This window comes from Duganella sp., from assembly GCF_039595735.1.
Taxonomy (GTDB): Bacteria; Pseudomonadota; Gammaproteobacteria; order Burkholderiales; family Burkholderiaceae_D; genus Rugamonas.
This window is the reverse complement of record NZ_JBCNLB010000001.1, coordinates 598142-610499: the sequence shown is the minus strand read 5'-3', so window position 1 is coordinate 610499 and position 12358 is coordinate 598142. Positions and strand designations below refer to the sequence as shown.

General features: G+C 64.2%; 12 protein-coding genes. 1 reads left to right on the top strand and 11 read right to left on the bottom strand.

Annotated features, from left to right (window positions below):
• Nucleotides 1-7: 7 nt before the first annotated feature.
• The 8 genes from waaA to rfbB all read right to left on the bottom strand — a co-directional run bounded on the left by waaA (nt 8) and on the right by rfbB (nt 8362).
• Nucleotides 8-1282, bottom strand: a complete 1275-nt coding sequence (gene waaA, locus ABDW57_RS02885) for a lipid IV(A) 3-deoxy-D-manno-octulosonic acid transferase (protein ID WP_343728696.1) — start codon at nt 1280-1282, stop codon at nt 8-10.
• A gap of 4 nt (nt 1283-1286) precedes the next feature.
• Nucleotides 1287-2273: a lipopolysaccharide heptosyltransferase I gene (gene waaC, locus ABDW57_RS02880; RefSeq protein ID WP_343728695.1), complete on the bottom strand. Its 987-nt coding sequence runs from the start codon at nt 2271-2273 to the stop codon at nt 1287-1289.
• Between the two features lie 4 nt (nt 2274-2277).
• Nucleotides 2278-3660: a phosphomannomutase/phosphoglucomutase gene (locus tag ABDW57_RS02875; RefSeq protein WP_343728694.1), complete on the bottom strand. Its 1383-nt coding sequence runs from the start codon at nt 3658-3660 to the stop codon at nt 2278-2280.
• A gap of 30 nt (nt 3661-3690) precedes the next feature.
• On the bottom strand, nt 3691-4785 hold the full coding sequence (locus tag ABDW57_RS02870) for a glycosyltransferase (protein WP_343728693.1): 1095 nt from the start codon (nt 4783-4785) through the stop codon (nt 3691-3693).
• Between the two features lie 217 nt (nt 4786-5002).
• Nucleotides 5003-5860: a dTDP-4-dehydrorhamnose reductase gene (gene rfbD, locus ABDW57_RS02865; protein ID WP_343728692.1), complete on the bottom strand. Its 858-nt coding sequence runs from the start codon at nt 5858-5860 to the stop codon at nt 5003-5005.
• Nucleotides 5857-6405 carry a dTDP-4-dehydrorhamnose 3,5-epimerase gene (gene rfbC, locus ABDW57_RS02860; protein ID WP_343728691.1) on the bottom strand — a complete coding sequence of 183 codons (549 nt, stop codon included), beginning with the start codon at nt 6403-6405 and terminating at the stop codon, nt 5857-5859. Before rfbC ends, rfbD begins: the two co-directional genes overlap by 4 nt.
• Nucleotides 6402-7295, bottom strand: a complete 894-nt coding sequence (rfbA, locus tag ABDW57_RS02855) for a glucose-1-phosphate thymidylyltransferase RfbA (protein WP_343728690.1) — start codon at nt 7293-7295, stop codon at nt 6402-6404. The genes rfbC and rfbA overlap by 4 nt, the downstream gene beginning before the upstream one ends.
• Nucleotides 7295-8362 carry a dTDP-glucose 4,6-dehydratase gene (rfbB, locus tag ABDW57_RS02850; protein WP_343728689.1) on the bottom strand — a complete coding sequence of 356 codons (1068 nt, stop codon included), beginning with the start codon at nt 8360-8362 and terminating at the stop codon, nt 7295-7297. Before rfbB ends, rfbA begins: the two co-directional genes overlap by 1 nt.
• Before the next feature lie 120 nt (nt 8363-8482).
• On the opposite strand from rfbB, the gene ABDW57_RS02845 reads away from it, so the two are divergent.
• Complete coding sequence (locus ABDW57_RS02845; protein ID WP_343728688.1) at nt 8483-9340, top strand: symmetrical bis(5'-nucleosyl)-tetraphosphatase; 858 nt, start codon at nt 8483-8485, stop codon at nt 9338-9340.
• Here ABDW57_RS02845 and ABDW57_RS02840 read toward each other — a convergent pair.
• The 3 genes from ABDW57_RS02840 to ABDW57_RS02830 are packed head-to-tail and all read right to left on the bottom strand — an operon-like array spanning nt 9337 to nt 12354.
• Nucleotides 9337-10077 (bottom strand): lysophospholipid acyltransferase family protein, encoded by a 741-nt coding sequence (locus tag ABDW57_RS02840; protein ID WP_343728687.1) that lies wholly within the window; start codon nt 10075-10077, stop codon nt 9337-9339. The genes ABDW57_RS02845 and ABDW57_RS02840 overlap by 4 nt on opposite strands.
• A gap of 10 nt (nt 10078-10087) precedes the next feature.
• Nucleotides 10088-11392, bottom strand: coding sequence for a dihydroorotase (locus ABDW57_RS02835; RefSeq protein ID WP_343728686.1), 1305 nt, complete (start codon nt 11390-11392; stop codon nt 10088-10090).
• Nucleotides 11389-12354, bottom strand: coding sequence for an aspartate carbamoyltransferase catalytic subunit (locus ABDW57_RS02830; RefSeq protein WP_315260322.1), 966 nt, complete (start codon nt 12352-12354; stop codon nt 11389-11391). The genes ABDW57_RS02835 and ABDW57_RS02830 overlap by 4 nt, the downstream gene beginning before the upstream one ends.
• Nucleotides 12355-12358: the final 4 nt, after the last annotated feature.

The following is a 12358-nucleotide window of genomic DNA, read 5'->3' as shown; positions in this document are numbered from 1 at the left end:
GCCCCGCTTAGACCAGGTCCTTCAGCAGCGCCAGCGTGCGGCGGGTGGCGCCGCGGTGCTGGTTGGCGAAGCTGAGGGCGTTTTGGCCCATCGCGGCGCGGGCGCTGCTGTCGTTCAGCAGATGGGCGGCGGCGCTCATCAGATCGGCGGCGTCGGTGATGCGTTGGGCACCGCCGGCGGCCAGCGCATCTTCGCTCACCAGCTCAAAATTAAAGGTGTGCTGCCCGATCAGGACCGGCTTGCCCAATGCCGCCGGTTCAATCAGGTTCTGGCCGCCCAGCGGCTGCAGGCTGCCGCCCACGAAAGCCACATCGCACGCCGCGTAGTAGGCGAACATTTCGCCCATGGAGTCGCCCAGCAGGACGTCGGCTTGCAGCTGGCCGCCCTCCAGCGCCAGCTGGCTGCGGCGCTGGACCTGCAGGCCATGCGCGGCGATCATTTTTTCCACTTCATCGAAGCGCTGCGGATGACGCGGGACGATCAGCAGCAGGATGTCCGCAGGCAGCGCAGCGCGGGCGGCTGTGAACGCGGACAGGATCAGTTCTTCTTCCCCTTCGCGGGTAGAGGCGCACAGCAGCACCGGGCGTTGGCCGATGGCGCTGCGCAGTGCGGCGCCGATGGCCAGGGCGGCTTCCGGCACCACCACGTCGAATTTGATGCTGCCGGTGATTTCCACCCGCTCGACGCCGAGCGAGCGGATACGCCGGGCATCGGCATCGGTTTGCGCGGCCACCAGCGAGATGCCGCGCGCGGCGTTCAGCAGCAGCGCGCCAAGACGGCTGGCTTTGCGCAGCGAGCGTTCAGACAAGCGGGCATTGGCCAGCACCACCGGCACGCTCCGGGCATTGCAGACGGCGATCAGGTTGGGCCAGACTTCAGTCTCCATCAGGATGCACACCTGCGGCTGAAAATGGCGGATGAAGCGCGAGACCATGCTGCCGGTGTCGTAAGGCAGATAGGATTGCTGCAGGCGCTCGCCATGTTTGGCAAACAAAGCTTTGCCGGTGGCGCGGCCGGTCGGCGTCATGTGGGTGAGGATGATGCGGCTTTGCGGATACTCGGCCAGCAGCGCGTCGATCAGCGGTTCGGCGGCGCGCGTTTCACCCACCGACACCGCGTGCACCCACAACACCGGACCGGCAGCGGGCGTGGCGCGGCCGTAGAAGCCGAGACGTTCGCCCCAATGCTGACGGTAGCCAGGCTCCTGCCGGCCGCGCAGCCACAGGCGGGTCAGCACCAGCGGCAAGGCCAGCCACCACATCAGGGAATAAAGCACGCGCATGAAATCAGCCCAGCAGACTGCGGGCTGCCGTCAGCACTTCCGCCACCGGTGGCGGCGTGCCCTGATCGCCCAGGTTGATAATGCGCGGCGACCAGTTGCCCTCGGTCTTCCAGCGCGGCGAATCGGCATAAATCTCCACCGTCGGCCGCACGAAGGCCGCCGCGATGTGCACCAACCCCGTGTCGACGCCAATCACCAGCGACGCGCGGCGCGCCACCATGATGGCGTCGGCCATCGACAGCTTCGGCAGCACGCGCGCATTCTGCAGGCCGGCGGCGATCTGTTCCGCTTCCGCCCTCTCCTTGGGCGAGCCCCAAGGCAGCAGCACCGGCAGCGGCGCCAGTTCGCGCCCCAGCGCGATCCAGTTTTCAATCGACCACTTCTTGGCGTCGCGCGCCGTGCCGTGGAAGAACACCACATAGGATGCCGGCATCCACTCCGGACACGGCGTATCTTCCGGCAGCGCCGGCAGGCCGAAATCGGCCGGCGTATCCGCCGCATAGCCCAGCGCCGCGCCGGCCACGATGCGGCCGCGCGCCACCGCGTGCGTGCGCGGATCGGTTGGAATGCTCAGGTTATGGAAGATGCGCGAGATGCCCTCGTAACCGGAACCTTCGCTGCCATTCGCCAGCCCCACCTTGCGGCCGCCCTTCACCACGCGCGCGGCGCCCATGATGATGCCGGTCTTGAGCAGACCCTGGGTATCGAACACGTAGTCGTACTCCTGCTGGCGCAGGGTGCGGAAGAAGGCCTTGATCTCGGCCCGCGTTTCCGCCTTGCCGAGACTCTTGCGCCAGCGCCGCAGCGCGAACGGAATCACATTGCGCACGCGCGCGTTCAGGCGCACCAGGCTGACAAAGCCCTCCTCCACCACCCAGTCGATGTTCGCGTCCGGGAAGTGGCGGGCGATGTCGGCCACCATGGGCATGTTATGCAGCACGTCTCCCAGCGAGGAGACGCGCACCAGCAGGATGTTCAGGGGCCGCGTCATGACCTTAGAACGGCAGTTCCGCGTCCGGCTTGGCAGCCAGGATCACGTCGCGGAACTGACCTTGGATGCGCTCCAGCGCAGCCGGCGTCTCAGCTTCAAAACGCATCACAATCACCGGCGTGGTGTTGGACGAACGCGCCAGGCCGAAACCGTCGGCGTATTCCACGCGCAGGCCGTCGATGGTGATGATGCGCTCATTGCCGGGGAACGTGGCGTCGGCGCGCAGCTTGTCCATCAGCGCGAAGTTCTCGCCTTCCTTCAGGTGCAGGTGCAGCTCGGGCGTGCTGTCCGACTGCGGCAGCGCGTTCAGCAGCGCGGACGGATTTTTTTCTTTGGTCAGAATTTCCAGCATGCGGGCGCCGGCATACAGGCCGTCGTCGAAGCCGTACCAGCGGTCCTTGAAGAAGATATGGCCGCTCATCTCGCCGCCCAGCGGCGAACCGGTTTCCTTCAGCTTGGCCTTCACCAGCGAGTGGCCGGTCTTGTACATCAGTGGCTTGCCGCCGGCTTTTTCGATGTAGGGCGCGAGGTGGCGGGTGCACTTCACGTCGTACAGGATTTCCGCGCCCGGATTGCGCGACAGCACGTCGCCGGCAAACAGCATCATCTGGCGGTCAGGATAAATGATCTGGCCATCCTTGGTCACCAGGCCGAGGCGATCGCCGTCGCCGTCGAAAGCCAGGCCAATCTCGGCGTCGGTCTCCTGCAGGCAGCGGATCAGGTCCTGCAGGTTTTCCGGATGCGCAGGGTCCGGGTGATGGTTCGGGAAATTGCCATCCACTTCGCAGAACAGTTCGATCACTTCGCAGCCCATGCCGCGATACAGGTCGCCGGCAAATGCGCCGGCCACACCGTTGCCGCAGTCGACGGCGATCTTGATCGGGCGCGCGATCTTGACGTCGCCGATGATGCGTTGCAGGTACTGCGCGCGGATATCGTGGGTGCTGTAGGCGCCGGGCGTAGCCGCCGAGGAGCCGTCGTGCGCCAGGATGCTGTCATACAGGCCGCTAATTGCCTCGCCGTGAATCGCCTCGCCGGCCAGCACCATCTTGAAGCCGTTGTAGTCCGGTGGATTGTGGCTGCCGGTGACCATGATGCCCGACGCCGCGCCCAGCACATTGGTGCCGAAGTACACCATCGGCGTGGCCACCACGCCGAGGTCGATCACGTCCACGCCAGACGATTGCAGGCCTTCCGCCAGCGCCTTGATCAGCGCTGGACCGGACAGGCGGCCGTCACGGCCGATCACCACCTTTCGCTCGCCCTTGGCCAGCGCGGCACGGCCAAACGCGGCGCCGATCTGGTACGCCACGCCGGCGTCCAGGGTTTTATCGATGATGCCGCGGATGTCGTAAGCTTTGAAAATCGTCTTGGATAAAGTAACCATAGTGAGTAAGAGCGGTGGGGTTAATGTATATCAGTGTTTCTTGTGCCTGATCATCCAGCGCGGCGCCTTGAAGCGCACGATGCGCACGTAAATCCAGATGTAGCTGCCGATAAACATGATACAGGACAGCATCAGCACCCAGGTATGGCGCCAGAACACGGTGGCCGGGATCACCGCCATCAGCGAGAACAGCCACAGATACGGCGAGGTCAGCGAATTTCGGCGGATCAGCGCGCGCGCCTCCTTGCGGCCGACCGCCCACTGCACCACGCGGCGGAAGATCAGGCTGTGCAGGTGGATGCCATCCGGCATGGCCGGCGACTTGCCGCGCACGAACATGCGACGATACACAGAAAACAGGGTTTCAAATGCCGGATAAATCAGCAGCAGCGCGGCATACCAGGTCGACACCTGCGGATTGCGCATCACCAGCAACAGGGCCAACTCGCCCAGCATGAAACCGATGAAATAAGCGCCGCCATCGCCGAGGAAGATCAGGCCGACCGGATAATTCCAGATCAGGAAGCCGGCCGTGGCGCCGGCCACCATCAGGGCGGCGATCAGCACGAACATATCGTTGACCTGCAAGGCCACGTAGCCGAGCGACAGCAGCATGCAGATGCACACCACGCTGGCCAGGCCGTTAAAGCCGTCAATGATATTGACGGCATTGGCAATCCCGGCCACCGCCAGCACGGTGAGCGGCAGCGTCACCCACATATACGGCAGGGTCCAGGCCGAGAATGCCCAGTCGAGGCGGTCGATGCGGGCGTCCAGCAGGAAATAGCCGAGCGTGGCGGCGGCCATGGTCAGCAGCAGGCGGCGCAGCGGGCTGACGCGGCCGGTATAGTCTTCAACGATGCCGCCGATAAACGCCACCGCCGAACAGGCCAGCAGCGAGAGCAACCACTCACTCATCACCGGAACGCGCCAGATGGAGATTGCCGAGCTGAGGGCGACCGACAGGAAAATGGACAGACCGCCGATGCGGGCCACATTGTGAGCGTGCACTTTTTGCACGCCGTTGAAATCGGAATCGAGTGCCGGACCGTGCAATCTCGCTTCTTTAATCACCAACAGGGTAAGCAGCGCGGAAGCGATAAAGCTCAGTAAGAAGGAAAACATATTATCATTATCAGCATGCCAACTGCCGATTGTACCCGATTAAACACGGCGGCCCGGAAAATCAGGCCCCCGGCATGATACCAGTAGCGACTTGCTCAAGTGAGCCTGCTTACCAATCGATACAACTCCGGGGTCAGGTCCGCCATTTCTACACGAGCCCTGCCGTAGCCAAGGCTACGGCAGGGCTCGTGTAGAAATGGCGGACCTGACCCCGGAGTTAGCGCATGCAGAGGTGGAGTGCTTCTTTCCAATCTGGCAAGTGGCAGAAGCGCGCCATCAGGCGTTCGGACGACATCACCGAGTATTGCGGCCGGCGCGCCGGGGTCGGGTAGTCGGCGCTGGTGATCGGCACCACCTTGCACGACAAGCCGGCTTCTTCAATGATGGCCTCGGTGAACGCGTGCCAGGTGGTCTGGCCCTGCGCGCTCAGGTGATAGACGCCGCTGTTCTGCACCCACCATTCGCGCCCGCCGGCGTGCGCCTGCGACAGCACCTGCGCCGTGATGTCGGCAATGGTGCGGCTCCAGGTCGGCGCGCCGTGCTGGTCGGCCACCACCCGCAGTTCGTCGCGCTCTTTTGCCAGGCGCAGCATGGTCAGCAGGAAGTTCTTGCCGCGCATGCCGTACACCCAGCTGGTGCGGAAGATCAGGTGCGGGATGCCGGCCGCCGCGATCGCCTGCTCGCCGGCCAGCTTGCTGGCGCCGTAGACGTTGAGCGGGCCGACCGGGTCGTCTTCCACCCGCGGCGCCGGCTGCGATCCGTCAAATACATAGTCGGTGGAGTAATGCACCAGGCCCGCGCCCAGCCGCCTGGCTTCCTCGGCCATCACCCCCGGTGCTTCGGCATTGATGCGGTGTGCCAGCTCCGGCTCGCTTTCGGCTTTGTCGACGGCGGTATAGGCCGCCGGGTTGACGATCAGCTTCGGCTGGACGCGGCGGATCACCTCGCGGACCTGATCCAGATCGGACAGGTCCATCACGTTGCGGTCCACCGCCACCACCTCGCCCACACCTTGCAGGCTGCGCGCAAGTTCGTAACCCACCTGGCCGCTGCTGCCAGTCAGCAGCACTTTCATGCGAACACCTCTGCATCGGCCAGCAGCACCGCCGCCTGATCTTTGCCCGACAGCAGCGGCGCCGTGTCCAGCGCCGGCCACTGGATGCCGATCGCCGGGTCATTCCACAGGATGGCGCGCTCATGCGCCGGCGCCCAGTAATCGGTGGTCTTGTACAGGAAGTCGGCGGTGTCGGAAGTGACCACGAAGCCGTGCGCAAAGCCTGGCGGTATCCACATCTGGCGCTTGTTCTCGGCCGACAGCTCGCAGCCATACCACTGGCCGAACGTTGACGAGCTCTTGCGAATATCCACGGCCACATCAAACACAGAACCACTGGTGGCGCGCACCAGCTTGCCTTGTGCCTGCTGGATCTGATAGTGCAAGCCGCGCAGTACGCCCTTGGACGAGCGGGAATGATTATCCTGCACGAACTCGGTTTTCACGCCGGTCAACTCGGCAAAGCGCTGCGCGTTATAGCTTTCGAAGAAAAACCCGCGGTCGTCGCCAAACACGCGCGGCTCCAGCACCAGCAAGCCTTCCAGCGGCGTAGTAATGACGTTCATCGTGGGACTACCTTGTCTTCCAGGATTTGCAGCAGATACTGTCCGTACTGGTTTTTCTTCAGCGGCTCGGCCAGCTTGCGCAGCTGTTCGGCGTTGATGTAACCCTTGCGGTAGGCGATCTCTTCCGGGCAGGCCACTTTCAGGCCCTGGCGTTTCTCGATGGTGGCGATGAACTGGCCCGCCTCCAGCAGCGACTCGTGGGTGCCGGTATCCAGCCAGGCCATGCCGCGCCCCATGACTTCGACGTTCAGTTGTCCCTTGTCCAAGTAGACCTTGTTGACGTCGGTGATTTCCAGCTCGCCGCGCGCGGATGGCTTGATGCTGGCGGCAATGTCGCACACCTGGTTGTCGTAGAAGTAGAGGCCGGTGACGGCATAATTCGATTTCGGCTGCTTCGGCTTTTCCTCGATTGACACGGCGGTACGCTTGCCGTCAAACTCGACCACACCATAACGCTCGGGGTCCTGCACGTGGTAGGCGAATACGGTGGCGCCGTCGCTCTGCTCGGTGGCGTGGCGCAGCAGCGCGTCCAGGTCGTTACCGTAGTAGATGTTGTCGCCCAAAATCAGCGCCGATGGCGAATCGCCCACGAAGTCCTTGCCGATGATGAAGGCTTGCGCCAGACCGTCCGGCGAGGGCTGCACGGCATAGCTGATGTTGATGCCCCACTGGCTGCCATCACCCAGCAGATCCTGGAAGCGCGGCGTGTCCTGCGGCGTCGAGATCAGCAGGATATCGGTCATGCCGGCCAACATCAGCACCGTCAGCGGGTGGTAGATCATCGGCTTGTCGTAGATCGGCAGCAGTTGCTTGGAGACGCTCATGGTCACCGGATACAGGCGCGTGCCGGAACCGCCGGCCAGGATAATGCCTTTGCGTTTGCTGGTCATTACTGCCCCTCGCGATTGAAGTAATTGGTTTCCACCCACTTGGCGTAGCTGCCGGACTGCACATCCTTGACCCAGTCCTGGTTATCCAGATACCACTGCACGGTCTTGGCGATGCCGGTCTGGAAGGTTTCGGCCGGCTTCCAGCCGAGCTCGCGTTCCAGCTTGCGCGCGTCGATGGCGTAGCGGCGGTCGTGGCCCGGACGGTCTTTCACGAAGGTGATCTGGTCGCGGTAGCTGCCGGCCGCTTTCGGCTTGAGCTGGTCCAGCATGTCGCACAGGGTATGCACCACGTCCAGGTTGGCCATCTCGTTCCAGCCGCCGACATTGTAGGTCTCACCCAGGCGGCCGGCTTCCAGCACGCGGCGGATGGCGGCGCAGTGGTCGCTGACGTACAGCCAGTCGCGCACCTGCTGGCCGTCGCCGTAGATCGGCAGCGGCTTGCCGGCCTGCGCGTTGGCGATGATCAGCGGGATCAGCTTTTCCGGGAAGTGGTAGGGACCGTAGTTATTGGAGCAGTTGGTGGTCAGCACCGGCAAGCCGTAGGTATGGAAGTACGAACGTACCAGGTGGTCCGACGCCGCCTTTGAGGCCGAATACGGGCTGTTTGGCGCAAACGCGGTGGTCTCGCTGAACGGCGGATCGTTGGGACCCAGCGTGCCGTACACCTCGTCGGTGGAGACGTGCAGAAAGCGGAAGGCGGCTTTCTCGTCGTCCGGCAGGCCGGACCAGTAGGCGCGCGCGGCTTCCAGCAGGCTGAAGGTGCCGTTGATGTTGGTGTTGATGAATTCGCCAGGACCAAGAATCGAACGGTCGACGTGGCTCTCCGCCGCGAAGTGCACCACCGCGCGCGGCTTATGCTGCTGGAACAGCGCCAGCACCTGGGCCTGGTCACAGATGTCGCCGCGCACGAACATGTGCCGCGCATCCTGCTTCAGCGAGGCCAGGTTGTTCAGATTGCCGGCGTAAGTCAGCTTGTCGTAGTTGAGGACAGGCTCATCCGACTGTGCCAGCCAGTCGAGAACAAAATTCGAGCCGATAAAACCAGCACCACCTGTTACAAAAATCATTTAGTATCCCGCAGCAAGCATTAAATTAGTCGTAAGCATGATTTTATGTGATGTGCCCCGTATCAGGGCAAAAAATCAGGGTAATTCAGCCCCCAAAGCAACGAACGAGTGAGTATCCATATGAAAACCTATGTAATCGGGGATTTGCAGGGCTGCCATGAGCAGGCGCTGGCCCTCCTCGACCGCATACGCGCACACGCGGCAGAGGCCGGCGTGGCCGAGCCCGCCATCCTGTTTGCAGGCGACCTGATCAACCGAGGCCCGGATTCGCTGGCCACCTTGCGCCACGTGCGCAAGCTGGCCATGGCCAGCGGCGGCCTGATCGATAGCGTGCTGGGCAATCACGACCTGCATTTGCTGGCGGTGGCCTATGGCATCCGCCCCGAGCACAAGTCGGACACGCTGGCCGAAATCCTGCATGCGCCGGACCGCGAGGACTTGATCGACTGGGTGCGCCAGCGGCCGCTGGCCATCCAGGCGCAGGGGCATGTGTTGGTGCACGCCGGCCTGCTGCCGCAATGGACCGGCGCGCAAGCGATGGCGCTGGCCGGCGAGGTGCAGGCCATGCTGCGCAGCGACGGCATAGCCGAATTCCTGGCGGAGATGTACGGCAACCAGCCGGACCAGTGGTCGGATGATTTACAGGGTGCCGACCGGCTGCGCTGCATCATCAACGCCATGACGCGGCTGCGCTTCTGCAGCGCCGATGGCGTGATGGATTTCAAGATGAAGGAAAGCGGCACCGCCGATCCATCGACCGGGCTGATGCCATGGTTTGCGGTGCCGGGACGGCGCAGCGCGCAGGAGACGGTGGTGTTCGGCCACTGGTCGGCGCTGGGCCTGAAGCTGGAGCCGAACCTGATCGGCCTCGATAGCGGCTGCGTCTGGGGCGGGCAGCTGTCCGCCGTGTGCCTGGAAGACCGCAGCCTGCTGCAGGTGCAGTGCCCGGAATTCCAGACACCCGGCGTCAAGGCTTAAACCGTCACGCCCAGTGCGGCGGCAACCGCCTGGTGCGAGGCTTCCGCCAGTTCGCGGCGATGGGCGCCGACGCTGTCCAGCGCCGGCAAAATCGCCAGCCGCGCTTTCACCGGCGGGCCGTTCAGGATCAGCATAATGCTTTCCGCGAAACTGGTCTCGCCGATGAAGTCCACCGACGGGTGCGAAGCGCCGCTGGCATCCCTGTAGGTCAGCGCGAACGGCTGCACCGGCACCTTGGCATCGATGGCCGCCTCGAACAGGTTGGCGTGGAACGGCAACAACTGCCCCTGCGCCGCCGTGGTGCCCTCCGGGAAGAACGCCACGCGCTCGCCCCTCTCCAGGCTGTGCACCAACCCCTTGAAGATGTGGCGCAGGTCGCGCCGGTTGCCGCGCGCGATGAACACGGTGCCGGCCTTCTCCGCCAGCCACCCGGCCAGCGGCCATGAGCGGATCTCGGCCTTGGCGACAAAATGGCTCGGATACAGGCTGTGCACCACGAAGATGTCCAGCCACGACACGTGATTGGCCACCACCACGCAATGCGCCAGCGCCGGCACGCTGCCGGGCGCCTGCTCCACCGTCACATTGCACATGGCCAGCAGCCGGGTCGACCAGCGGCGGATATGACCGTTACGCTGCTCCTGACCGATCCACGGAAACACCGTGGCGCAAATCGCCATGCCCTTGAATACGTGCAGCATCACCCGCGCGAGGCGGAATATCGTCGACAGTTTCATGCAGGGCGTATCAGCGTTGGTAGGCAACGTGGCCGGCCACGATGGTGGTTTTCACCTGTCCCGCCAGGTTGTAGCCGAGGAACGGCGTGTGCTTGCCCTGGCTGGCCAGCGCCGACGCTTCCACCGTCCAGTGCGCACCAGCGTCGAACAGGACCACGTCCGCCACCGCGCCCACCGACAGCGTGCCGGCATCCAGCCCCGCCACGCGCGCCGCTTCCGAAGTGATGCGGGCCAGCGCGCGCGACAGCGGACGCTGGGCGCCGGTGGCCTGCGAGCCGGCGTAATCCTCGGCCCACTTCAGAGTCAGCGACAGCAGCAGTTCCAGGCCGGTGGCGCCCGGCGAGGCTTCGCCGAACGGCAGCAGTTTTTCATCGTCATCGACCGGCGTGTGGTCCGAGCACAGCGCATCGATGGTGCCGTCCAGCAGGCCCAGGCGGATGGCATCGCGGTCGCGCTGGCTGCGGAATGGCGGGTCCATGCGCGCATTCGAATCGAAGAAGCCGATATCGGCGTCGGTCATGTGCACGTGGTGGGCGCCAACGTCGCAGGTGACCGGCAAGCCCTCTTCCTTGGCCTTGCGGATCAGCTCCAGGCCCGCCGCCGACGAAATGCGGCACAGGTGCACGCGCGCGCCGGTCGCGCGCATCAGTTCAAAAATCGTGTGCAGGGCGATGGTTTCCGACATCACCGGCACGCCGGACAGGCCGAGGCGCGACGCCAGCGGGCCGGACGCGGCCACACCGCCACGGCCGATGTGCGCATCCTGCGGACGCAGCCACACGGTGTAGCCGAAGGTCTTGGCGTACTGCAGCGCGCGCAGCAGCACGTTGGTGTCGGCAATCGGCTGTTCCGCATGCGAGAAGCCGATGCAGCCCGATGCGGTCAGCGCCGCCATTTCGGTCAGCGCCAGGCCTTTCAGGCCGGTGGTCAGCGCGCCCAGCGGGTGCACGTGCGCCTGGTTCAGCTTTTGCGCGCGGTGTTTCAGCATTTCCACCAGGCCCGGCTCATCCAGCACCGGATCGGTGTCCGGCGGGCATACCAGCGAGGTGACGCCGCCTTGCACGGCGGCCTGCATTTCCGATTCCAGCGTGGCCTTGTATTCAAAGCCCGGTTCGCGCAGGCGCGCCGACAGGTCGACAAAGCCGGGCGCCACAATGAGGCCGATGGCGTCGATGGTGTCATCGGCGCTGAAGCCGGCCGGCGCCGCGCCCACGGCCAGCACCTTGCCGTCCGCCAGATATACGTCGTTAAGGCCGTCGATGCCGTTGGCCGGATCGATCACATGGCCGTTCTTGATGTGGATATTCTTCTTCATGCTTGCGTTCCTGCCACGATACTCATCACCGCCATGCGTACAGCGATACCAAACGTCACCTGCGGCAGGATCACGGCCTGCGCGCCGTCCGCCACCGCGGAATCGATTTCCACGCCGCGGTTCATCGGTCCCGGGTGCATCACGATGGCGTCCGGCTTGGCCAGCGCCAGGCGCTCCGGCGTCAGGCCGTAGCTCTTGAAGTATTCACCGGCCGACGGCAGCAGCGCGCCGCTCATGCGCTCGTTTTGCAGGCGCAGCATGATGATCACATCGACGTCCTTCAGGCCTTCATCCATGTTGGTGAAGGTGCGCACGCCCATCTGCTCCAGGCCGCCCGGCAGCAGGGTGTGCGGGCCGATGGCGCGCACTTCCGGCACGCCCAGGGTGGTCAGCGCGTGGATGTCGGAACGGGCCACACGGCTGTGCAGGATGTCGCCAACGATGGCCACGCGCAGATTGGTGAAGTCCTTCTTGTAGTGGCGGATGGTGTACATGTCCAGCAGGCCCTGGGTCGGGTGCGCGTGGCGGCCATCGCCGGCGTTCACCACGTGCACGTGGTTCTGCCGGGTCTCCATCAGGTGCTTGGCGATCAGGTAGGGCGCGCCCGATTGCGCGTGGCGCACCACGAACATGTCGGCGTGCATGGCGGCCAGGTTGTCGATGGTGTCCAGCAGCGATTCGCCCTTGCTGGTCGAGGAGGCCTGGATGTTCAGGTTGATGACGTCGGCCGACAAACGCTTGGCGGCAATTTCAAAGGTGGTGCGGGTGCGGGTCGAGTTCTCGAAGAACAGATTGAACACCGACTTGCCGCGCATCAGCGGCACTTTCTTCACGTCGCGGTCGGAGATGCCGACGAACGACGAGGCGGTATCCAGAATGTGATTGAGGATGCCTTTCGGCAGGCCCTCGATCGACAGCAAGTGCTGCAGCTCGCCGTGTTTGTTCAGTTGCGGATTAAGCATGGTC